The sequence below is a fragment of the Streptomyces sp. NPDC088246 genome (assembly GCF_044741025.1).
GTDB lineage: Bacteria > Actinomycetota > Actinomycetes > Streptomycetales > Streptomycetaceae > Streptomyces.
The window spans coordinates 105,311-127,416 of record NZ_JBIURV010000002.1 but is presented as its reverse complement, the minus strand read 5'-3'; the positions used below and the strand labels follow the sequence as shown (position 1 = coordinate 127,416).

Genomic DNA, 22,106 nt, shown 5'->3' with positions numbered 1-22,106 from the left:
TTTCCCCCGGGCAGGGGGCATCGTTTCTTCGGAGCCGGATACCCTGGGGTACCGAATCCAATTTGCCCCCGACCCTGAGGACCGACGAGCGCCGTGTTCGATACTCTCTCCGACCGCCTTGCCGCGACTTTCAAGAACCTCAGGGGCAAGGGCCGCTTGTCCGAGGCGGACATCGACGCCACGGCTCGCGAGATCCGTATCGCCCTGCTCGAAGCGGATGTCGCGCTGCCCGTCGTCCGGTCCTTCATCGCCAAGGTCAAGGAGCGGGCGCGCGGCGCCGAGGTCGCCCAGGCGCTGAATCCGGCGCAGCAGATGATCAAGATCGTCAACGAGGAGCTCGTAGGCATCCTCGGTGGCGAGACCCGGCGGCTGCGGTTCGCCAAGAACCCGCCCACCGTGATCATGCTCGCGGGTCTCCAGGGTGCCGGTAAGACCACCCTCGCCGGAAAGCTCGGCCTCTGGCTCAAGGGCCAGGGCCACTCCCCGCTGCTCGTCGCCTGTGACCTCCAGCGCCCCAACGCCGTCAACCAGCTCAGCGTCGTCGCCGACCGCGCCGGTGTCGCGGTGTACGCGCCGCAGCCGGGCAACGGCGTCGGTGACCCGGTCCAGGTCGCCAAGGACTCGGTCGAGCACGCCCGCTCCAAGCAGTACGACGTCGTGATCGTCGACACCGCCGGCCGCCTCGGCATCGACCAGGAGCTGATGCAGCAGGCCGCGGACATCCGCGACGCCGTCAGCCCCGACGAGATCCTCTTCGTCGTCGACGCGATGATCGGTCAGGACGCGGTCAACACCGCGGAGGCCTTCCGCGACGGCGTCGGCTTCGACGGCGTGGTGCTCTCCAAGCTCGACGGTGACGCCCGCGGTGGTGCGGCCCTGTCGATCGTCCACGTCACGGGCAAGCAGGTCATGTTCGCGTCGAACGGTGAGAAGCTCGAGGACTTCGACGCCTTCCACCCCGACCGCATGGCGTCCCGCATTCTCGACATGGGCGACCTGCTCACCCTGATCGAGCAGGCGGAGAAGACCTTCAGCCAGGAAGAGGCCGCCAAAATGGCCTCCAAGCTGGCGTCCAGCAAGGGCAAGGACTTCACGCTCGACGACTTCCTGGCCCAGATGGAGCAGGTCCGGAAGATGGGCTCCATCTCCAAGCTGCTCGGGATGCTGCCCGGCATGGGGCAGATCAAGGACCAGATCAACAACATCGACGAGCGCGACGTGGACCGCACCGCCGCGATCATCAAGTCGATGACCCCGAAGGAGCGCGCCGAGCCGACGATCATCAACGGTTCGCGCCGGGCCCGTATCGCCAAGGGCTCCGGTGTCGAGGTCAGCGCCGTGAAGAACCTGGTGGAGCGGTTCTTCGATGCGCGCAAGATGATGTCGAAGATGGCGCAGGGCGGCGGCATGCCGGGGATGCCCGGGATGCCGGGCATGGGTGGCGGTCCCGGCCGGCAGAAGAAGCAGGTCAAGCAGGCCAAGGGCAAGCGCAAGAGCGGCAACCCGATGAAGCGCAAGGCCGAGGAGCAGGCCGCTGCGGTCCGTCGCGAGCAGGCGGCGGCGCAGGGCGGTGCGTTCGGTCTGCCGGCGCAGGAGGACAAGAACTTCGAGCTGCCGGACGAGTTCAAGAAGTTCATGGGCTGATCGCCCGACGACATGCGCAGGGGGCGCCCACCGACGGTGGGCGCCCCCTGCGCATGTTCCTATGCGGCGTGCCGTCCCGGCCGCAGCGTCGTGCCATTGGCCAGCCCCGCCGGGTCCAGGGACAGCGACGCGGCGGCGGTGGCGCCCACATCCGCGAGGCTGTCCGCGTCCGGCAGCAGTTCCACGCCGTCCGTGCCGGGCCGGTGGATCAGCACCGGCACGTACTCGCGGGTGTGGTAGGCGTGCCCGATCGTGGGGTCGTTCCCGTGGTCGCCGGTGACGATCAGCCGGTCGCCGGGGCTGTCGAGCAGCGCCACGAGCCCGGCGAGCCCGGAGTCCACCTGCTCCAGGAGGTGTCCGTAGCGCTCGGTGTCCTGCTGGTGCCCTGCCAGGTCGGTCTCCTGGACGTTGGCGACGACGAGCGCGTCGCCGGGGGCGCGTACCGCTTCGAGGGTGTAGGAGAGCACGTCGGCGGTCTTCACGGCGGGGTGTCGCCGCGCCGCCTCGCAGGCCAGGATGTCGGCGGCCTTCCCCACCAGGGTGACCGGGATGCCGGCGCGGGCGGCCAGACCGGGGAGCTGGCGGGTGTGGTCGAGCTCGGCGCCCAGGTGCTGAACTTCCAGGCCGCCGTTGCGGTAGAAGCCGGTGGCGGGGGTGTCGAGTCCGACGGTTCCCGCATCGCCGGGGCGTACGAACTGCCTCAGCGGGCCGTCCGCGTGGCCGCCGACCGCGATGACCCGGGCGACGGGCGCGACCGCTCGGACGGTACGGGCGACGGCGAGGATACCGCCGGGGCCGTCGAAGGACAGGTCCTCCAGGCGGCCGGAGGCGTTCCAGTTGATCCCGGGGTCGGCCTCCAGGTTGTCGTGGACGAGGACCGTGCCGTCGACGACGAGGAGCGGCTTGCCGTCCAGCGGTTCGACGCGGTGGCCGGCCGCTTCGAGGGCGGCGGCAACCTCGGCCAGATGGTCGGCGAGCCGGGCCACGGTGACCCGGCTGAAGTCGGCGCCCATCATCGTCTGGTGGCCCGCGAAGGTGTCGGCGCCGGGATAGCCGAGGGCGGCGCGGCCCGCGGCGACGGGCAGACGGGTACGGCGGGCGAGGTCCTGGTGCGGGTGGACCAGGCCGAGACCCAGCGCGCCGAGCACGGGCAGGCGCAGCGGCCGGCCGAGGGCCGTGCGGCAGTGGTCGAGGACGTGTCCGCAGGTATCGGCGGTGAGATCGCCGGGGCGCAGGGTGCCCGCGTCGGGCATGGCGCCGATGCCGAATCCGTCGATGACGACGATGACGGTCTTGGCCATGGGTGCCTCCTATTCAGGGGTCGGCCTTACAGGGCCCGGCCCTGGGCGTCGTACAGCCCGCTCAGCCGGGGTGTGCCGGAGGCGAGTCCGGAGACGACGGCGACGGTCGAGCGGGTGACGAAGATCTGGGTACGGAAGGCGAGCAGTGCGGTGTCGCCGAGCCGGGCGTCCCGGCCGTCGGCGGGAGCGTCGAGCAGTCGGTAGTAGTCGATGTTCTCGGCGGGTGCGTCCTGTACGCCGAGGCGTGTGCCGGTGCGCGGCAGCAGGGCGCTGCGGATGTGGGACCGGGCGTAGAAGCCGCCGCCGCGGATCGCCGGGCGGCCGTCGCCGAGGGTGTGGGCGATCTCGCTGACGTACACGTACGCGGGCTTCTCGGGCTGCCGTGGGTCGAGGGCGTGCAGCGGGGTGGTGCCGGTGAGGGCGTGGCCGGGTTCGCCGTGGGTGGCGCCGAGTTCGGCGAGCAGCGGGAGGGACGCCATCGAGGTGGCGCTGGGGGCGCTCAGCTTCAGGTGTTCGTGTCCCCGGGCGGCCAGGACTTCTCGGGCCTTGAGGGCGAGCGCGAAGTTGGGGGTGGCGCGGGGGATGCCGGTCGCCGGGTCGCACAGGAGGCAGGGAAAGGCGGTGACGCCCGCGATCCGGATGCCGGGCAGTTGCTCGGCCGCTTCGGCGAACGAGTCGAGGCGGCCGAGCGGGACGCCGCCCTCCTGGCCGGGATAGACGGCGCCCTCGGCGCCTTCGAGGCGTACGAGAACGTCCTGGACGAAGCCGAGCCGCTCGGCGGTCTCGGACACGGCCGCGGCGTTGGCGAGGTCGAACACGGTGACGGTCTCGGGGCGCCAGGCCAGCATTTCGGGCAGTGCGCGGCGGGGGATCTGGACCAGGTGGCCGAGGTTGCCGGCCTGTGCGCCCGCGGCGTGCAGGGTGCGGGCCTCGGGCGGGTCGATGGCGGCGAACTTGGGGATGTGGCGGGCAACGGCCCTGATCAGCTCGGGGTTGCGGCCCAGTTGTTTGACGACGAACCAGAGGCCGATGCCGACCCGTTCGGCCTCGGCCGCCAGCAGCGCGGCGTTGGCCTCGACGCCGTCGAGGTCCATCACGTAGGTGTCGGGCGGGATCTCGCCGCGCCGGTGAAGGGTGGCCGCGGCGTCGACGAGCTCGGGGTTGCGGGTGAGCACGGTGTCGAGAAACACGGTCAGTCGTCCTTCGGGTCGTTCAGCACGTCGAGCGAGCGGCGCAGGATGTCGATGACGAGATCCGCGCCCGCCCGCATCGGGTTGATGCGTACGGTCCAGTCGGCCAGCTCGGGGGAGTCGGCGAGAGCGGAGCTGGACATCCGGTAGAAGAGCGGCGCGATCTCGTAGCGCGAGTTGGAGCCGACGGGGTAGGGGGCGGCTCCGAAGCGGGCGGCGACGGCGGGCAGTTCCTTCGCGGCCGGCCGGTCGAGGCGGACGAGCAGGCAGCGGTCCTGGGCGTTGGCGATCCGTACCTCGGCGACGCCGTCCACTTCGCCCGCCGCCAGCCGCTCGGCGACCTCGGCGCCGACCCGGGACTGCACGGACCACATGACCGGTACGTGGGTGAGGGCGCGCAGGGCGTCGAGCGCCTGATGGCCCTGGACCTGTCCGCCGCCGGAGTAGTTGTCGCGGCGGATGTGCCCGACCAGATCGCGGGCGCCGACCACGATGCCGACGCCTTCCGGGCCGTGCAGTTTGAACAGGGAGAAGCAGGAGGCGTCGGCGCCGAGCTCCACTCCCGAGGCGGGGGTGCGCATGACGGCGTAGTTGTCGTCGACGAGGGTGCGGACTCCGGCGGCCCGGCAGGCGGCGAGGACCTCCGCGGGGTCGTACGAGTCGGCGAGCCGCTGCCGGGTGTGCTGGACGTAGGCCCACCGGAACCGGCCGGACTCCAGGGCCTCGTGCAGCGCCCGCGCGTCGTTGAAGTCGACCTCGACGGTCCGTACACCGATGCCGCGCAGCGTGACCTCGGTGGTGCGGTAGACAGGGGCCCGGTGGATGAGCAGCGGGTCGCCCGCCCGTACGGCGGCGCCCAGGGCGGCGCGGATCGCGCCGGTACCCGCGCCCTGGACGAAGGCGGCGTCCTCGGCTCCGAAGAAGTCCGCGAGTACGGCTTCGACGCGGGCGGTGGTGCGGGGGCGGCCGAGACCGGGGACGACTCCGGCGTCCGCGTCGAAGAGCTGGGGGCCCTCGAAGTGCGCGGCGGTGGCCTCCAGGAGCCGGAACTGTCCGGCGATCGCGTCGTCCAGCTCCACTGTCGCGAGCGGGAAGGTCTGCGGAAGTACAGGGCTCATGGTCAGAACTCCTCCACGCGGGCGCCGGTCAGGAAGCGGAGCGGATTACGGCGGGTCATCAGGTCGATCAGGTCGTCGTCGACACCGGCCGCGCGGGCCTTGGGCAGGAAGCTCCGGAACAGATGCCCGTACCCCCGGCCGCCCTCGTCGAGGAGGTAGCCGTGGCGGGAGATGTCGCAGCTGAGCAGCACCCGGTCGGCGTGCCCGGCCTCGACGAGGGCGAGCAGCAGTCGCAGCCGGGTGTCGTCGCTCTGGTAGCCGTCCTTGCCGACGGTGTCGAACGCGACGTACGCCCCGCTCGCCGCGAGCTCCTTGTGGACGGCGGGGTCGTCGAGCAGATCCTGGTGGCCGATGCTGATGCGATGGGCCGGCAGGCCCTCTCCGGTCAGCAGCTCCAGCTGGGCGATTCCGCCGCGGCCGAGCTGGGCGTGGGTGGCGACGGAGAGGCCGGTGGCGAGGGCGGCCCGCGCACTGGCGCGCAGCACCTTGGCCTCGGGCGTGGTCGGGGTGTCGCCGTGGCTGCCGATCTCGCCGAGAACACCGGGGCGGATGCCGGTGGCGCCGATACCGCCGTCGATCTCCCGGACGAGCGCGCCGGTGAGCTCCTCGACGCTGCTGCCGTCGATCTCGGGGGTGTGGAACGGCTCGTAGTACCAGCCGGTCGCGGCTACGACGGCGATCCGCGCGTCCCGGGCGATGCGGGCCAGGGCGCGGATGTCGCGGCCCATGCCGCGGCAGGTCAGCTCGACGACGAGGGAGAGACCGAACTCGGCGCGCAGCGCGGCCAGCTCGGCGGTGACCGCCGCGGAGTGGAGTCCCGGGTCGAGGACGGCCGCGCCGTCGCCCTTGTGGTCCAGATCGAGGACGAGGTGCTCATGGGCGAGGACGGGGCCGGCCACGGAATCGGCTGCGAGATCGCCGACGACGGTGCGCAGGACGGGCGGTGCGGGGTGGTTCATCGTGGGGGGTTCCTTCTTCGTGTACGTACCCGGCCTCAGCCCTTGATCGGGGTGAACAGGTCGAGCCAGTACAGGACGTTGAGGAGGATGCCGCCGACGATCACCGCGGCGGGAGCTGCGGCCATCTTCACGACCGGTCGGCCCATCGCCTCGTTCAGCAGGTAGAGCCCGCCGACGACGAGGATGCCGAGTCCGCCGCCCATGGCGTTGGCGGCCATCAGCGAGCCGAAGAGGATCGCGAGCTGCAGGGTGTCCCCGATCGCGCTGCGCAGGTGTTCCGAGGAGTCACGGACGCTGGGGAGCTTGCCGAGGACCTTGCCGATGTACGAGAGGGCCAGGATCTCGGCGGCGAAGACGGCGGCGCCGACGATCGCTGCCAGGAACGGGTTCGGCATCAGGTAGCCGATCGGGTACACCAGCGTGAATCCCGCGATGCCGTACGCGCCGGAGGCCAGCGCGGTCGTCGCGATCAGCGGGATGAAGCCGAAGACCCGGTAGAAGTCGACCTGGGCGGCCTCGGCGTACTGCCCCTTGGCGATCAGGAAGCTGGTCGCTTCGCCGCCGCCGAATATGTGCATCTGCGCCAGCACGCAGACTCCGGCGCCGAGCACCATGAACAGCGGGAGGTACGTGCGCAGGCGGGCCGCGCTGGCGCTGAAGAGCGAGGCCATCGGGTCGTCCTCCAGGACGACCTCGGTGACACCCGCGGCCCGGTCGGCCCTGCGCTGCTTCATGTCCTTGGCGACGGCCAGGGCGATCAGCATCAGCACGCCGACGGCCATGGCCAGCGCCCCGGCGAACATCTTCGGCCAGACCTTCATGGTCATGACCACCAGAGCGAGTTCCAGGACTCCCGAGATGGCGCCCCACTTGCGGCCGAACTGCTTGGTGATGGCGAGCACCGGGAACAGCGTGAAGAGGAAGAGGATCGGCGTCGACATCTGCTGCATGGCGGTGATGAAGTCGACGGGCAGGTCGTGCGCGACGTTGTTGGCGCCGTTCAGTCCGAAGACGACGACCGCGCCCCAGGCGCCGCCGAGGATCGGCGCGAGCCACTTCTTCGGCGCCAGCATGCCGAGAATGTCGGTGGGCAGGAAGACGAGCCACGGGTTGAGCACACCGGTGGAGAGTGCCATCGGGGCGCCGAGTCCGAAGATGAACCCGGCGGAGAGGCCGAAGGAGACAGCCGTCGTCGCACTGCGGGTGGTGCGCCCCTGGATGAAGTCCAGCAGGAACGGACGTACGCCGTCGTTGAAGACGGCCAGAGCCATGTGCGAGATGTACGCCGTCAGCGCACAGAGGGCTATGACGGTCAGTTGCTGGGCCAGCGTGAAATCAAGGCTGGTGCCGGCGGCGAGTGTGGTGCTCACGAATCACTCCTTCGTGCCCGGGATGGGGAGATGCGGCCGGATCAGCCGCGGGCGGCGATGGCGCGCGCCATGAGTGGGGCGATGGCGTCGATCTGGTCCATCGAGAAGCCGAAGACCTTCTTGCCGTCGGCGATCAGGGCGCTGATCTGCTCCTCGGTGGGCACGCTGCGGCCGAAGGTGTGGCAGGCGGCGCTGCCCATGAGGCCGACGAGGACGCCGAGGGAGGCACCGGCACCGGTGTGGCACGTACCGAGGTAGTAGTCGGCCTGCCCGACACGGAGCTTCATCGCTGCGTCCATGTCGCTGGAGGTGACGACGTCGAGGGAGTCGATCCCGAGCTTGCCGATGGCCTGGGCGACCTCGACCTTGCCGACTCCACCGGTGAGGATCTTCGTCATGGCTGTCTCTTCTCTCTGTGTCTGTTTCCGCGTGCCGGGGCGTGTCTGTTCCGTGCGCCGGGACCGGTCACGAAGCGGGGGTGGCCGGTGACTGCTGGGCCAGGACGGCGAGGTGCATGCCGAGGAAGTTGACCTCCGAGTCGGGGAGCGCGGCGCCGAGCTCCCGCTCGGCCCGCGCGGATACGGCGCGGGCACGTTCGACGGCGTCGGGGTGTCCGGCCAGTTCGGCGGCGACCTGGTCGTCGGTGAGGAACTGTTCGATCGGTTCGCCGTCGAGCAGCCGGGTGAGCGCCATCATCAGATGGCTGGTCAGCATGCCCGCGGTCGCTTCGGTGACGGTGCGGCCGTCGGCTTCGAGGGCGGTCAGCTCGGCGGTGACGAAGTCGGCCACATCGGGCCGGACCTGACCGCCTTCGCGGAAGAGCTGGATCCGCAGTGCGAGCTGGTCGTCCATGGTGATCCTCCTAAAATCAACAGTAACCAGGATTCTGTATTTTGATCACGGGTGTCGCGCGAGATCTACGTCACCCGACCCGCCGGTCAGTACGAGGGCACGCGCTCGCCCCGCAGCACTTCGCTCTGCAGCCGGGTCACCAGGGACAGATCGAGTGAGTCCCGGACCGCGGCGAGGGCCTTCGCCCCGTCGGTCCGGCCGATGACGGCAGCGCTGGAGTTGCGCAGCGACAGCTCCCGGGTGACCTCGTCGCCGAGCGGGAGCACGTCGACGCCGAGCCCGAGCCGGTCCTGCACCTCGTCCAGGTTCCAGACGGTGGCGTCGACCTCGTTGCGGGCGAAGAGGTCGCGCAGCTGCATGTACGAGACATCCAGCCATTCGATGTCCTTCCGGCCGGCGAAGACCCGCTCCACGAGCATCCGCAGATCCTCGGATGCGTGGTCGACGGCCACCCGCAGTCCGGGGGAGTCCAGGTCGACGCCGTGCCGCAGCAGCATGCCGTGCGCGCCGACGTAGGTGGCGGGGCCCAGGTCGGCGACCAGCTCCACCGGGTGCTCGGCGATCAGCTGGTCGGCCGCGAAGCGGGACAGGACGACGAGGTCGACCTTGCCCTCCAGCAACGCGGCAGTGCGGGCTCCGGCGCCCCGCATGAACGTGATCGCGAACGGGGCGCCCGCCTCCTCGAAGGCGCTGCGCAGTCCGGTCGCCAGGCCTTCGTACCTGCGTGAGTACGGGAGCGGCATCGCGGCGAGCAGTGTGCCGAGTCCGGACAGCCGCCAGAGGATGGAGCGGTCCGAGCGGACGAGGAACGTGCCGAGATGGCCGCGGGCGGTCGTCTCGATCGCCCCGGAATCCTCCAGCAGCTGCAGGGCCGCCTGAACGGTCCCGTTTCCGCAGCCCAGCTCCTCGGCGAAGTCGCGTACGCGGGGCAGGCGGGTGTCCGGCTCATGGTTGAGCAGCAGGACGGCGAGCTGCCGGGCGGCGAGGCCGTTCCGGGTGAGGAAGCGGTCATCGAAATCGTTCACGAATCAAACAGTAAACAGGATTCTGGATATTGACAAGGAGTCCGCGAGGGGTTCATTCGCCGCCCGCCGCTTCCCCCGGTGGGCCCACTGGCTGGGCCTACAAGGGGCTTTGGGTCGATTTCTCGTCTAATGTCACATTCACTGGCTGTCGGCAGAGGAGCGCGCGTGACCACCCCCGTACCTCCCCGCGATCGAACCGATCAGCCATGGCGCTCCGAGGGCGCCCCGCCGCCCCCGCCGCCGGGCCGCAAGATGCCGGGAGGCTGGGGCGGGCTGCTGCTGACCGCGCTCGCCGTCTATCTGATCGCCAATCTGGTGCTGTCCTTCTTCAACGGGGCACAGGAGCGGACGATCGCGTACACGGAGTTCAGCAAGCAGGTCACCTCGGGCAATGTCTCCAAGATCTACTCCAAGGGCGATGCCATCCAGGGACAGCTCAAGAAGGAGGCGAAGGTCCCGGGGAGCGACAAGAAATACACCGAGTTCGTCACTCAGCGGCCTGCCTTCGCGGACGACAACCTCTGGGCCGAACTGGTCAAGGGCGATGTCACGGTCACCGCCGAGCCGGTCGTCCAGCAGCGCAGCTTCCTTGCGAATCTGCTGATCTCGCTGGCCCCGATGCTGCTGCTCGTCCTGCTCTGGGTGTTCATCGCCCGGCGGATGTCCAGGGGCATGGGCGGCGGGATGGGCGGCTTCGGGCGCAAGGCGCCGCCCAAGCCCGTCGAGTTGGAGAGCGGCAAGCGCACCACCTTCCAGGACGTGGCCGGGATCGACGAGGTCGAGGGCGAGCTCAACGACGTCGTGGACTTCCTGAAGAACCCGCAGGCGTACCGGAAGATGGGTGCCCGGATGCCCGGGGGAGTGCTCCTCGCCGGACCGCCCGGCACCGGCAAGACACTGCTCGCACGGGCCGTCGCGGGCGAGGCCGGAGTGCCGTTCTTCTCGGCATCGGCCTCCGAATTCATCGAGATGATCGTCGGCGTCGGTGCGAGCCGGGTGCGGGAACTCTTCGCGGAGGCACGCAAGGTCGCCCCCGCCATCGTCTTCATCGACGAGATCGACACCATCGGCCGGGCCCGCGGCGGCGGTTCCGGCATGGGCGGCCACGACGAGCGCGAGCAGACCCTCAACCAGATCCTCACCGAGATGGACGGTTTCTCCGGTTCGGAGGGCGTCGTCGTCCTCGCCGCCACCAACCGCGCCGACGTCCTCGACCCCGCCCTCACCCGGCCCGGCCGCTTCGACCGGATCGTTCAGGTGAGCCCGCCGGACAGAGGCGGCCGAGAGGCGATCCTGGAGATCCACACCCGTCAGATCCCGCTTGCCGAGGATGTGAATCTGGCCCAGGTCGCCGGTACGACCCCTGGTATGACGGGCGCCGATCTCGCCAACCTGGCCAATGAGGCCGCGCTGCTCGCGGTCAAGCGCCGGCAGTCCGAGGTCAGCCAGTCCGATCTCTCGGACGCCCTGGAGAAGGTCCAGCTGGGGGCGGAGCGCTCACTGGTCATGTCGGACGAGGAACGCCGCAGGACCGCGTACCACGAGAGCGGCCACGCCCTGCTCGGCATGCTCCAGCCGGGCGCCGACCCGGTCCGCAAGGTCACCATCGTGCCGCGCGGCCGGGCCCTGGGCGTCACCATCTCGACGCCGGACGCCGACAAGTACGCGTACACCGAGGAGTATCTGCGTGGCCGCATCATCGGTGCGCTCGGCGGCATGGCTGCCGAGCAGGTGGTCTTCGGCATGGTCACCACAGGTGCGGAGAGCGACCTGGAACAGGTCACCAACCTGGCCCGCGGCATGGTCGGCCGCTGGGGCATGAGCCACAAGGTGGGCAGGCTGACGGCGATCCCGAGCGATGCCCAGCAGGCGTACGGACTCTCCGCAGCCCCGGCGACGCTCGACGCGGTGGACGGCGAGATGCGGCGCATCGTCGACGAGTGCTACGAGGTGGCCTGCCGGCTCCTGGGCGAGAACCGGGACAGGCTGGACTCGCTGGCCGCGGCGCTGCTGGAGAGCGAGACGCTGGACGAGGCCGCCGCCTACCGAGCGGCCGGCATCACCCGTCTGGGCAAGTAGCCGCCGGTGCACACGAGGTTCACGGAATGGCTCAGGTGGTGCACACGAGATAGCGGAAGACGTTCGGCATCCAGATCGTGCCGTCCCGGCGCCGGTGCGGGTGCAGGGCCTCCGCGACCTCTTCGGCCACCTGGTCCCGGTCCGTCGCCCGCACCGCCGTATCGAAGAGCCGCGTCGACAGCAGCCCCCGCACCGCACTGTCCATGTCCGCGTACCCGAACGGGCACGCGACCCGGCCGGAGCCGTCCGGATTCAGCCCGGCCCGGAACGCCACTTCTTCCAGATCGTCCCGGCTCCACGGCCGCCAGCCGCCCGCACGCGGCGCCCGCGACCCGTCGGAGAGCCGGCCCGCCACCCGCAGCACCGGCGCCGTCGCGCACCGCTCCGGCGGACCCCACCCGGTCAGTACGACCGTGCTGCCCCGGGCGGCCAGCGGTACGGCGGACCGCAGCGCGTCCACGAGCCCTTCCCCGTCGCCGGACGAGCAGCCGATCGGGGTGAACGCGGTGAGCAGGTTGTACGGCGTTCCGTCGGCAGGGGCGGCCGCGGACGGATCGCCGTCCAGGAGCCGCGGATGCCCGGCCGGATGCCCGGCGTCGCTCCCCGGCCCGGGCAGCAGCCGGGCCCGGGCGAGTGCCAGCCGTTCGGGGTCGGTGTCGACGCCGGTGACGAGCGCCCCGCGCGTGGCCGCGATCAGCAGCGCGAGACCGGAGCCGCAGCCGAGGGAGAGCAGCCGGGTGCCGCTTCCCACTTCGAGCCGCTCGTACACCGCTTCGTACAGCGGTGCGAGCATTCGCTCCTGAATCTCGGCCCAGTCCCGGGCACGGTTACCGGAGTCCACCGGGGTGGCCGTGTTCGCGTTGCTGTGGTGCCGGACGAGCGTTGGTGTCATGGAAGCGCCCCAATCCGCCGAGAGGTCGGTCATGTCCGATCGGTCGTGCCCCGAGTGGATGTCCCCCTGTGCGTGTGCGCCCGCTCCCCCCGTATGTCAGAGAACTGCGTATCCGCGTCCGCGTCCAGGGGTGTGATGGCGATGCTTGCGTGCTCCGGTGGTGCGCCCGTGGGGACGGCCCGTGGAAGCGGGGCCCGTCGCCCTGTGTGGTGGGCGGTATCGCCGTACGATGCGCGCCATGGCAAAGGCACCCGTTCTCACGCCCCAGGCCGAGGACTTTCCCCGCTGGTACCAGGATCTGATCAACAAGGCCGAACTCGCGGACAACGGTCCGGTGCGCGGCACCATGGTCATCCGGCCGTACGGATACGGCCTGTGGGAGCGGATGCAGCAGGAGATGGATGCCCGAATCAAACAGGCGGGCGCCCGGAACGCCTACTTCCCGCTCTTCATCCCCCAGTCTTACCTGACACGCGAAGCCGAGCACGTCGAGGGCTTCGAACCGGAGCTCGCGATCGTGACCCACGCCGGTGGAAAAGAGCTCGAAGAGCCCGTGGTGGTGCGGCCGACGTCCGAAACGATCATCAACGAGTACTTCTCGAAGTGGGTGCAGAGCTACCGGGATCTGCCGCTGCTGATCAACCAGTGGGCGAACGTCGTGCGCTGGGAGATGCGCCCGCGGGTCTTTCTCCGTACGACGGAATTCCTCTGGCAGGAGGGCCACACCGCCCATGCCACCTACGAGGAGGCCCGGGAGTACGCGGCGTACATCCACCGGGACGTCTACGCGGACTTCATGGTCAACGTGCTGGGCATCGATGTGGTCCTCGGCCGCAAGACCCCCGCCGAGCGGTTCGCCGGGGCCGTCAACACCCTGACGCTCGAAGGGATGATGCGGGACGGCAAGGCCCTGCAGATGGGTACGAGCCATGAGCTCGGCACCAACTTCGCCAAGGCCTTCCACACCAGCTACCTGTCCAGGGAAGGCAGGCAGGAACTGGTCTGGCAGACCTCATGGGGCTCGTCGACCCGGATGGTCGGCGGGCTGATCATGGCGCACGGTGACGATCACGGCCTCCGGGTGCCGCCGCGGCTCGCGCCCGTCCAGGCGGTCGTCCTCGCGATCAAGGGGGACGAAGCGGTGCTGACCGCGGTCCGGTCCATCGGGGAGCGGCTGCGCGCCGCCGGGATCAGGACCGAGGTCGACGACCGCACCGACACCCCGTTCGGCCGCCGCGCGGTCGACTGGGAGCTGAAGGGCGTGCCGGTACGGATCGAGATCGGCCCGCGCGATCTGGAGGACAGCACCGCGATGCTGGCCCGGCGCATCCCCGGCGGAAAGGAGCCGGTCGCGATCGAGGCCCTGCCCGCGCTGCTTCCGGCGGTTCTCGAGGAGGACCAGGCGGCACTGCTGAGGGAGTCCCGGAGCCGGCGCGAGTCGTCCACCAGTGACGTCGCGTCCGTCGAAGAGGCGGTGGAGGCGGCGGCCGCGGGCGGCTGGGCGCGTATCGACTGGTCGGCCCTCGGTGCGGCGGGGGAGGCCCGGCTCGCGGAGCACGGGGTGTCCGTACGGTGCCTGGTCGCCGAGGACGGGTCGGTGCCGGACGCGGACGACGCCCCCGGTACTGTCGCCCTGGTGGCCCGCGCCTACTGACGCGGAGCCGCTCGGCACTCCGGCGTACGGTTGCCTCCTACGCGTCCGGGCGTACGGGTCGCTACGTACCACCTTGGTGTGAGCTGTGAGACTTCTCCGCAGATCTGCGCACCCGCCCTCGTCACGACGCATCAACGGCAACTGACTGGTACGTGCAAATTATTTGGGATGGCCCGGAATCGGAACACCTGGGCACTCGCGCTCGTTGTCACGACGTGAGCACGACACCACCTGTACTTGCCGCAGAGCTGGCACAGGCGTGGGCCGACATTCAGCGGTACCACCCCGAGCTGCCGGATCTAGCCGCGCCCGAGTCCCTGATCGGAGAGTCCTCGTCCGCCTGTGGCGCCGAGCTCTCCTTCGAACGACTGCTGCACGAGGCAGTCCATGGCATCGCCGCCGCGAGAGGTGTCCGCGACACCTCTCGAGCCGGCCGTTACCACAACCGTCGATTCCTCGCGATCGCCGAGGAGCTGGGCCTCGACCATGCCGAGGAGCCGCACCCCAGCAGTGGCTTCTCGCTGGTCACGCTCAACCCCGAGGCCAAGCGCAGATACCGCCCGACGAACGAGCGGCTGCAGCGCGCCCTCAAGGCGCATACGGTCGCCACCGCCGCCGACACCAAGCGTTCCTTCCGTGGCCCGGCCGCCCGGCACGGCTCCTCCGGCGGAGGCGTCCGCGTCAAGGCCGTCTGCGACTGCGGACGCAATGTGCGAGTCGTCCCGTCGGTCCTGGCGCAGGCGCCGATCGTCTGCGGTGGCTGCGGAAAGCCGTTCCGTATCCCGGAAGCCGCGGTCGCGGTGGGGTGACCCGATGTGGTGTGGCACAATGGCAAGCTGTACTCGACAGTCGCACAGGACCCCTCTCTCCTCCGGCTGACGCGTCCATCGGGCACCCGAGTACCGCAACCCCACGTGGCATCTTCGTTGTGCCCAACCACGTCATAGACCAGGAGACACCACTTCCGTGGCAGTCAAGATCAAGCTGAAGCGTCTGGGCAAGATCCGTTCGCCTCACTACCGCATCGTCGTCGCCGACTCCCGTACCCGCCGTGATGGCCGGGCCATCGAGGAGATCGGCCTGTACCACCCGGTGCAGAATCCCTCGCGCATCGAGGTCAACTCGGAGCGTGCGCAGTACTGGCTGTCCGTCGGCGCCCAGCCGACCGAGCCGGTTCTCGCGATCCTGAAGCTCACCGGCGACTGGCAGGCCCACAAGGGTCTCCCGGCCCCCGCGCCGCTGCTGCAGCCGGAGCCCAAGGCCGACAAGCGCGCCCTGTTCGAGGCCCTGGCCAAGGACACCGGCGAGGAGTCCAAGGGCGAGGCCATCACGCAGAAGGCGAAGAAGGCCGACAAGAAGGCGGACGAGGCTGCTGACGCGGCTGCGCCCGCCGAGTCGACCGAGGCCTGAGCATGCTCGAGGAGGCTCTCGAGCACCTCGTGAAGGGCATCGTCGACAACCCCGACGATGTGCAGGTCGCCTCGCGCAACCTGCGACGTGGTCGCGTACTCGAGGTCCGGGTCCACCCCGACGACCTCGGTAAGGTGATCGGCCGCAACGGCCGCACCGCACGCGCACTGCGTACCGTCGTGGGCGCCATCGGCGGCCGTGGCATCCGCGTCGACCTCGTCGATGTGGATCAGGTTCGCTGACAGAGTTGAACACCGGCACGGGCCGGGGAGGGCCATGCGCCCGCCCCGGCCCGTCGTCGTATGACAGGAGAGACACAAGGTGCAGTTGGTAGTCGCGCGGATCGGCCGTGCCCACGGCATCAAGGGCGAGGTCACCGTCGAGGTGCGTACGGACGAACCGGAGCTGCGGCTCGCGCCCGGGGCCGTGCTCGCCACCGAACCGGCCACCGTCGGACCGCTGACGATCGAGACCGGCCGGGTGCACAGCGGACGGCTGCTGCTCCGCTTCGAGGGCGTACGTGACCGTACGGCTGCCGAGGCCCTGCGCAACACGCTCCTGATCGCCGAGGTCGACCCGGCGGAACTCCCCGAGGACCCCGAGGAGTTCTACGATCATCAGCTCATGGACCTCGACGTGGTCCTCGCCGACGGCACCGAGATCGGCCGGATCACCGAGATCACGCATCTGCCGTCCCAGGATCTCTTCATCGTCGAGCGGCCGGACGGCAGCGAGGTGATGATCCCGTTCGTCGAGGAGATCGTCACCGAGATCGACCTGGAAGAGCAGCGCGCGGTGATCACCCCGCCGCCCGGTCTGATCGACGAGAGCCAGGCCGTGATCGCCTCCTCGCGCGACGAAGAGGGCGACGAGGACGAGGCGCCCGAGTCCGGGAAGGACGCCTGATGCGCCTCGACGTCGTCACGATCTTCCCGGAGTACCTGGAACCGCTGAACGTCTCCCTCGTCGGCAAGGCCCGTGCGCGCGGCCGCCTCGATGTGCACGTGCACGACCTGCGGGACTGGACGTACGACCGGCACAACACGGTCGACGACACCCCGTACGGCGGCGGCCCCGGCATGGTCATGAAGACCGAGCCGTGGGGCGAGGCGCTGGACGACGCCCTGGCGGGCGGGTACGAGGCCGGGGCGCACTCCCCGGTCCTCGTGGTGCCCACACCCAGCGGCCGTCCGTTCACCCAGGAGCTCGCCGTCGAGCTCTCCGAGCGGCCTTGGCTGATCTTCACGCCGGCCCGCTACGAGGGCATCGACCGGCGGGTGATGGACGAGTACGCGACCCGCATGCCGGTCGTCGAGGTGTCCATCGGGGACTATGTGCTGGCCGGCGGGGAAGCCGCGGTGCTGGTGATCACGGAGGCGGTGGCCCGGCTGCTGCCCGGCGTGCTCGGCAACGCCGAATCGCACCGGGACGACTCCTTCGCCCCCGGCGAGATGGCCAACCTGCTGGAGGGGCCCGTCTACACCAAGCCGCCCGAGTGGCGCGGCAGGGGCATCCCGGATGTCCTGCTCAGTGGTCATCACGGGAAGATCGCACGCTGGCGGCGGGACGAGGCGTTCCGTCGCACCGCGCGCAACCGGCCCGATCTCATCGAGCGCTGCGAGGCGAGCGGCTTCGACAAGAAGGACCGCGAGATCCTCTCCATCCTCGGCTGGTCGCCGGAGCCCGGTGGCCGATTTTGGCGCAGGCCCGAGGCCGTGGAAGAATAGGCCGCTGCTGTACGTCCGGTGTGCGCCCCTGCCACAGGGGGAACGACGCCCGCCCGACGCGATCAGCACCCCCATCTCCTTACTATCTCCCGTCGATGACCTGTGGCATCGGCGAAGAAAGCAGACAACATGGCTTCCCTGCTCGATGGCGTCAACGCCGCATCGCTGCGTACCGACGTCCCGGCGTTCCGCCCCGGTGACACCGTCAACGTCCACGTCCGAGTGATCGAGGGCAACCGCTCCCGTATCCAGCAGTTCAAGGGCGTAGTCATCCGCCGCCAGGGTTCGGGCGTCAGCGAGACCTTCACGGTCCGCAAGGTCTCCTTCAGCGTCGGCGTCGAGCGCACCTTCCCGGTGCACAGCCCGATCTTCGAGAAGATCGAGCTCGTCACCCGCGGTGACGTCCGTCGCGCCAAGCTGTACTACCTCCGTGAGCTGCGCGGCAAGGCCGCGAAGATCAAGGAGAAGCGCGACAACTGAGCTGACTCCCAGGTCCACAGGACGGCCGGATAAGCTCTGGCCCCGATGGACACGGAAGCCAAGCCCTCGGAGCGCGACCGCTCCTCCGCACCCGCAGCAGGGTCGGAGGAGGGGCCGCGCTCCTCGCGTATCCCGGACCGGTTGACCGCCTCGATCTCGTGGCGGCGGACCGCCGCACTCGGAGCCGTCTGCTCGGTCTTCGTGCTGCTCCTCAGCGCCTTCGTGGTGCAGCCCTTCCTGATTCCCAGCGGCTCGATGGAGCCGACACTGCGAGTGGGGGACCGGGTGCTGGTCAACAAATTGGCGTACCGTTTCGGCTCCGTCCCGAAGCGCGGCGATGTGGTGGTATTCGACGGCACCGGATCGTTCGTGCAGGAAGCTCCCCAGGAGAATCCCGTCACCGGGCTGCTGCACGGTGTGGCAGCGTCCTTGGGGCTGGCAGAGCCTGCCGAGACCGACTACGTGAAGCGGGTGGTGGGCGTGGGAGGCGACCGGGTGGTCTGCTGCGACAGGCGCGGAAGGGTCGAGGTGAATGGCCGGCCGGTCGATGAGGGCTACCTGTATCCGGGAGATGCGCCGTCCGGGGTGCGCTTCGACATCGTCGTGCCCGACGGCACGCTGTGGATGATGGGCGACCACCGCAGCAATTCCCGCGACTCACGTGACCACCTGGGAGAACCGGGCGGTGGCATGGTCCCGTTCGACATGGTGATCGGCAGGGTGGACTGGATCGGCTGGCCGCTGGGCCGACAGGGCTCGCTGCCGGACAGCTCCGCCTTCGTCGGCGTTCGGCCGACGGGCAGGGCCCATGGGTAACCGCGGGCGGCGGCAGGACGGGTCCGACGCCGAGATACCGCTGCCGACCGGCAGTCGGCCGACTGCCGCGCGCTCGCTGCCGACCAGGGCGGAACGGCGCAAACTGGCCCGCAAGGTCAAGCGGCGGCGACGCAGGTCGGCCGTGCGGGAGATCCCCCTTCTCATCACCGTGGCGCTGGTGATCGCGCTCGTGCTCAAGACCTTCCTGGTGCAGGCCTTCGTGATCCCGTCGGGGTCGATGGAGCAGACCATCCGGATCGGCGACCGGGTGCTCGTGGACAAGCTGACGCCCTGGTTCGGATCCAGGCCTCAGCGCGGCGATGTCGTCGTCTTCAAGGACCCGGGTGACTGGCTGAAGCAGGAGAATGCCGGGAAGAAGGACTCGCCCGTCGTCGTCAAGCAGGTGAAGGAGGCACTGACCTTCATCGGGCTGCTGCCGTCCGACGACGAACAGGATCTGATCAAACGGGTGGTCGCGGTCGGCGGCGACACGGTGAAGTGCTGCGACAAGAACGGCCGGATCACCGTCAACGGCGTACCGCTGGACGAGCCCTATCTGCATCCCGGCAATCCGCCCTCCCTCATCAAATTCGAGGTAAAGGTTCCGGCCGGGCGGATCTTTGTGATGGGCGACCATCGGTCCGATTCGGCCGATTCGCGCTATCACCTGGACGAGCCGGAACACGGCACGGTTTCCGAGGACGAGGTCGTGGGACGGGCTGTGGTGATCGCCTGGCCTTTCGGGCACTGGCGAAAACTGGAGGAACCGGCGACATTCGACTCCGTCCCTGACGCGCGCGCCGGGACGGCTGCTGCGTCGGGCCTGTCGAATAGTGTGTCGTCCAAGGATCCCGATGGAATGATCCCTCTCCCGACCCCTGCGGAACTCCCGCTCGTTATGGGAGTGGTGGGCCTGCACCGGCTAGGGCGCAGGCGGTGGCACGGAGTAAGGAGTGGATGTGGGGGATTTGGCGGTCGGCGCACGATCCGGACACGACGAACCCGAGGACCGGCCGGAGAATCCGGAGAGCGGCCAGTCCGCCGGAGCGGCGGACAACACGGAGGGTGACGGCCAATCTCCGAACGGCGGTAGTACGTCCCAGAAGAAGCCACGCTCCTTCTGGAAGGAGCTGCCCCTGCTCATCGGCATCGCGCTGGTTCTCGCGCTGCTGATCAAGACGTTTCTGGTGCAGGCGTTCTCGATCCCCTCGGACTCGATGCAGGACACGCTCCAGCGGGGCGACCGGGTGCTGGTCGACAAGCTGACCCCTTGGTTCGGCGCGGAGCCCAAGCGTGGCGAGGTCGTGGTCTTCCACGACCCGGGCGGCTGGCTGGAGGACACCCGGACGCCCAATCCGAATGTGGTGCAGAAGTTCCTCAGCTTCATCGGACTGATGCCGTCCGTCGAGGAGAAGGACCTGATCAAGCGGGTCATCGGAGTCGGCGGCGACACGGTGGAGTGCAAGAAGAACGGCCCGGTCATCGTCAATGGCAAGGCGCTGGACGACCAGTCGTTCATCTTCCCGGGGAACACCCCCTGCAATGACGAGCCGTTCGGCCCGATCAAGGTGCCCGAGGGCCGGATCTGGGTGATGGGCGACCACCGCCAGAACTCCCTCGACTCCCGCTACCACCAGGAGCTGCCGGGCGGCGGCACGGTCTCCAACGACGAGGTCGTCGGCCGGGCCATCGTCGTGGCGTGGCCGATCAACCGCTGGGCGACCCTGCCCGTCCCGAAGACCTTCGACCAGCCGGGGATCAATGACCGGTCGGGGATCAACACGGCGATGGGCCTGGCTCCGGGAGCACTCGGTGCAGCCGGAGCGCTGCCGCTCGTGTTGTGGCGTCGCAGGAGGCTGACCAGCGAGCGTACCGCCGGGTAGGGTGCCGACTCGGATCAGCGATTGTCGATCTCCGAGGTGGGGGACGCTGGGATGAGTGGAACAGGACGTACGGGTGACGGCCACGGCCGGCTCGGCAGCATGCTGTCGGGGCTGGCCGTGGCCGTCGGCTGTGTGCTCTTCCTCGGCGGCTTCGCCTGGGGAGCCGTGGTGTACAAGCCGTACACCGTGCCGACCGAGTCGATGACACCGACGGTGCACGCCGGCGACCGGGTGCTCGCACAGCGGATCGACGGCAGCGAGGTGCACCGGGGCGACGTGGTGGTCTTCACCGATCCGGTGTGGGGTGACATGCCAATGGTGAAGCGGGTCGTCGGGATCGGCGGCGACAAGATCGCCTGCTGCGACAAGGGCCGTCTCACCGTCAACGGCAAACCCATTGAGGAACCGTATCTGCAGACCAAGGGCCTCGCTTCGGTGAACGACTTCACGGCCGATGTTCCCAAGGGGCAGCTCTTCCTGCTCGGGGACGAGCGCAGCGCCTCGCTGGACTCCCGGGTCCACCTGGACGACCCGGGGCAGGGCTCCGTGCCGCGCAGCGCGGTGCAGGCCCGGGTGGACGCCATTGCCTGGCCGCTGGGCGGGATGGTCGGACGGCCGCAGACCTTCGCCTCTTTTCCCGGTGGGGTGTCGTCGCCCGGACCGCTGCAGCTGCAGCTCGGGGCCGTGGTGGCGGGTGTGGTGCTCATCCTCGTCGGTGCCGCATCCGGCCCGATCGCGGCACGGTCCGCGCGGTCGGCACGGAGCAAGCGCGAAAGGGTGACTGCCGATGCTTGTTGAGGAGCGGAAGGCCGCCAGGGTGGTGCTCCTGGACCCCGACGACCGCATTCTTCTGATACACGGGTTCGAGCCGGAGGACCCCGAGAGCACCTGGTGGTTCACCCCCGGCGGCGGTCTGGAGGGCGACGAGACCCGGGAACAGGCCGCGCTGCGGGAGCTCGCGGAGGAGACCGGGATCACCGATGTCGAGCTGGGCCCGCTGCTCTGGCAGCGGATGTGCTCGTTCCCGTTCGACGGGCGCCGCTGGAACCAGGACGAGTGGTACTTCCTGGCACGTACGACGCAGACCGCCACCGATACCAGTGGGCTGACCGGGCTGGAGCAGCGCAGCGTCGCAGGTCTGAGGTGGTGGACCTCCGCCGAACTGTCGGTGGCGCGTGAGACGGTGTACCCGACCAGACTCGCCGAGCTGCTGCGCACGCTGCTCGACGAGGGTCCTCCGCGTACGCCACTGGTTCTGGCTCCCGAAATCGCCTAAGCGCCCAGGGGTGCCGGAGCCTGGCGCACAATGGGGGCACGCACGGCTGAAGGGGAACATGCCAATGAGCGCCGAGGACCTCGAAAAGTACGAGACCGAGATGGAGCTGAAGCTCTACCGGGAGTACCGAGACGTCGTCGGTCTGTTCAAATATGTGATCGAGACCGAACGGCGTTTCTACCTCACCAACGACTACGAGATGCAGGTGCACTCGGTTCAGGGTGAGGTGTTTTTCGAAGTATCCATGGCGGATGCCTGGGTCTGGGACATGTACCGGCCCGCACGGTTCGTCAAGCAGGTACGGGTGCTGACGTTCAAGGACGTCAACATCGAGGAGCTCAACAAGAGCGATCTCGAACTTCCGGGTGGCTGAGCCCATTTTGCGTGCTCTTCAGGGGGATGGATTCCCACTTCCGGGTGGCTGAGTTAT

General features: G+C 69.4%; 24 protein-coding genes. 15 read left to right on the top strand and 9 right to left on the bottom strand.

Translation table 11 applies throughout. The features are described from left to right. Nucleotides 1-93: 93 nt before the first annotated feature. Nucleotides 94-1,644 (top strand): signal recognition particle protein, encoded by a 1,551-nt coding sequence (ffh, locus tag ACIPEK_RS03160; RefSeq protein ID WP_401989949.1) that lies wholly within the window; start codon nt 94-96, stop codon nt 1,642-1,644. Nucleotides 1,645-1,703: 59 nt separating this feature from the next. On the opposite strand, the gene ACIPEK_RS03155 is transcribed toward ffh, so the two are convergent. From ACIPEK_RS03155 to yhfZ, 8 genes are all read right to left on the bottom strand, one after another. Further along, on the bottom strand, nt 1,704-2,945 hold the full coding sequence (locus ACIPEK_RS03155; RefSeq protein ID WP_401989946.1) for a phosphopentomutase: 1,242 nt from the start codon (nt 2,943-2,945) through the stop codon (nt 1,704-1,706). A 26-nt stretch (nt 2,946-2,971) separates the two neighbouring features. Beyond that, a complete protein-coding gene (locus ACIPEK_RS03150) occupies nt 2,972-4,135 on the bottom strand; it encodes an alanine racemase (RefSeq protein WP_401989944.1) in 1,164 nt (387 codons plus the stop codon). A 2-nt stretch (nt 4,136-4,137) separates the two neighbouring features. Further along, entirely contained in the window at nt 4,138-5,253 is a 1,116-nt protein-coding gene (locus ACIPEK_RS03145; protein ID WP_401989942.1) for an aminotransferase class V-fold PLP-dependent enzyme, read from the bottom strand. A 2-nt stretch (nt 5,254-5,255) separates the two neighbouring features. Next, the gene (locus ACIPEK_RS03140; RefSeq protein ID WP_401989940.1) at nt 5,256-6,212 is read right to left on the bottom strand and encodes a phosphotriesterase; all 957 of its coding nucleotides are present in this window, start codon (nt 6,210-6,212) and stop codon (nt 5,256-5,258) included. 35 nt (nt 6,213-6,247) lie between these two features. After that, nucleotides 6,248-7,582 carry a YhfT family protein gene (locus ACIPEK_RS03135; protein ID WP_401989938.1) on the bottom strand — a complete coding sequence of 445 codons (1,335 nt, stop codon included), beginning with the start codon at nt 7,580-7,582 and terminating at the stop codon, nt 6,248-6,250. Nucleotides 7,583-7,623: 41 nt separating this feature from the next. After that, nucleotides 7,624-7,980 (bottom strand): DUF2620 domain-containing protein, encoded by a 357-nt coding sequence (locus tag ACIPEK_RS03130; RefSeq protein ID WP_401989936.1) that lies wholly within the window; start codon nt 7,978-7,980, stop codon nt 7,624-7,626. 67 nt (nt 7,981-8,047) lie between these two features. Then, nucleotides 8,048-8,434, bottom strand: a complete 387-nt coding sequence (locus ACIPEK_RS03125) for a PRD domain-containing protein (protein WP_383076454.1) — start codon at nt 8,432-8,434, stop codon at nt 8,048-8,050. Nucleotides 8,435-8,520: 86 nt separating this feature from the next. Then, the gene (yhfZ, locus tag ACIPEK_RS03120; protein ID WP_383076452.1) at nt 8,521-9,459 is read right to left on the bottom strand and encodes a GntR family transcriptional regulator YhfZ; all 939 of its coding nucleotides are present in this window, start codon (nt 9,457-9,459) and stop codon (nt 8,521-8,523) included. A gap of 165 nt (nt 9,460-9,624) precedes the next feature. Here yhfZ and ftsH point away from each other — a divergent pair, with 165 nt between their 5' ends. Continuing rightward, a complete protein-coding gene (ftsH, locus tag ACIPEK_RS03115) occupies nt 9,625-11,538 on the top strand; it encodes an ATP-dependent zinc metalloprotease FtsH (RefSeq protein WP_401989934.1) in 1,914 nt (637 codons plus the stop codon). Between the two features lie 31 nt (nt 11,539-11,569). On the opposite strand, the gene ACIPEK_RS03110 is transcribed toward ftsH, so the two are convergent. After that, a complete protein-coding gene (locus ACIPEK_RS03110; RefSeq protein ID WP_401989932.1) occupies nt 11,570-12,430 on the bottom strand; it encodes an SAM-dependent methyltransferase in 861 nt (286 codons plus the stop codon). 238 nt (nt 12,431-12,668) lie between these two features. Between ACIPEK_RS03110 and proS the strand changes: the two genes are divergently transcribed. The 13 genes from proS to ACIPEK_RS03045 all read left to right on the top strand — a co-directional run bounded on the left by proS (nt 12,669) and on the right by ACIPEK_RS03045 (nt 22,049). Next, a complete protein-coding gene (proS, locus tag ACIPEK_RS03105; RefSeq protein WP_401989930.1) occupies nt 12,669-14,084 on the top strand; it encodes a proline--tRNA ligase in 1,416 nt (471 codons plus the stop codon). Nucleotides 14,085-14,299: 215 nt separating this feature from the next. Further along, on the top strand, nt 14,300-14,893 hold the full coding sequence (locus ACIPEK_RS03100) for a hypothetical protein (RefSeq protein WP_383076446.1): 594 nt from the start codon (nt 14,300-14,302) through the stop codon (nt 14,891-14,893). 157 nt (nt 14,894-15,050) lie between these two features. Next, on the top strand, nt 15,051-15,494 hold the full coding sequence (rpsP, locus tag ACIPEK_RS03095) for a 30S ribosomal protein S16 (RefSeq protein ID WP_030928571.1): 444 nt from the start codon (nt 15,051-15,053) through the stop codon (nt 15,492-15,494). Nucleotides 15,495-15,496: 2 nt separating this feature from the next. Next, nucleotides 15,497-15,736 (top strand): RNA-binding protein, encoded by a 240-nt coding sequence (locus ACIPEK_RS03090; protein WP_005311361.1) that lies wholly within the window; start codon nt 15,497-15,499, stop codon nt 15,734-15,736. Nucleotides 15,737-15,815: 79 nt separating this feature from the next. After that, nucleotides 15,816-16,400 carry a ribosome maturation factor RimM gene (rimM, locus tag ACIPEK_RS03085; RefSeq protein ID WP_401989928.1) on the top strand — a complete coding sequence of 195 codons (585 nt, stop codon included), beginning with the start codon at nt 15,816-15,818 and terminating at the stop codon, nt 16,398-16,400. After that, on the top strand, nt 16,400-17,221 hold the full coding sequence (gene trmD, locus ACIPEK_RS03080; protein ID WP_189279057.1) for a tRNA (guanosine(37)-N1)-methyltransferase TrmD: 822 nt from the start codon (nt 16,400-16,402) through the stop codon (nt 17,219-17,221). The genes rimM and trmD overlap by 1 nt, the downstream gene beginning before the upstream one ends. A gap of 129 nt (nt 17,222-17,350) precedes the next feature. Then, on the top strand, nt 17,351-17,701 hold the full coding sequence (rplS, locus tag ACIPEK_RS03075; RefSeq protein WP_093899094.1) for a 50S ribosomal protein L19: 351 nt from the start codon (nt 17,351-17,353) through the stop codon (nt 17,699-17,701). 45 nt (nt 17,702-17,746) lie between these two features. Next, a complete protein-coding gene (gene lepB, locus ACIPEK_RS03070; RefSeq protein WP_401989925.1) occupies nt 17,747-18,517 on the top strand; it encodes a signal peptidase I in 771 nt (256 codons plus the stop codon). Continuing rightward, a complete protein-coding gene (gene lepB, locus ACIPEK_RS03065; protein WP_401989924.1) occupies nt 18,510-19,586 on the top strand; it encodes a signal peptidase I in 1,077 nt (358 codons plus the stop codon). The genes lepB (ACIPEK_RS03070) and lepB (ACIPEK_RS03065) overlap by 8 nt, the downstream gene beginning before the upstream one ends. Continuing rightward, the gene (gene lepB, locus ACIPEK_RS03060; protein WP_401990766.1) at nt 19,486-20,400 is read left to right on the top strand and encodes a signal peptidase I; all 915 of its coding nucleotides are present in this window, start codon (nt 19,486-19,488) and stop codon (nt 20,398-20,400) included. The genes lepB (ACIPEK_RS03065) and lepB (ACIPEK_RS03060) overlap by 101 nt, the downstream gene beginning before the upstream one ends. 51 nt (nt 20,401-20,451) lie before the next feature. Next, nucleotides 20,452-21,198, top strand: coding sequence for a signal peptidase I (gene lepB / locus ACIPEK_RS03055; RefSeq protein ID WP_401989922.1), 747 nt, complete (start codon nt 20,452-20,454; stop codon nt 21,196-21,198). Further along, nucleotides 21,188-21,676, top strand: coding sequence for an NUDIX hydrolase (locus tag ACIPEK_RS03050; RefSeq protein ID WP_401989920.1), 489 nt, complete (start codon nt 21,188-21,190; stop codon nt 21,674-21,676). The genes lepB (ACIPEK_RS03055) and ACIPEK_RS03050 overlap by 11 nt, the downstream gene beginning before the upstream one ends. 64 nt (nt 21,677-21,740) lie before the next feature. Further along, nucleotides 21,741-22,049 (top strand): DUF2469 domain-containing protein, encoded by a 309-nt coding sequence (locus ACIPEK_RS03045; protein ID WP_003965949.1) that lies wholly within the window; start codon nt 21,741-21,743, stop codon nt 22,047-22,049. The last annotated feature ends 57 nt before the right edge of the window (nt 22,050-22,106 follow it).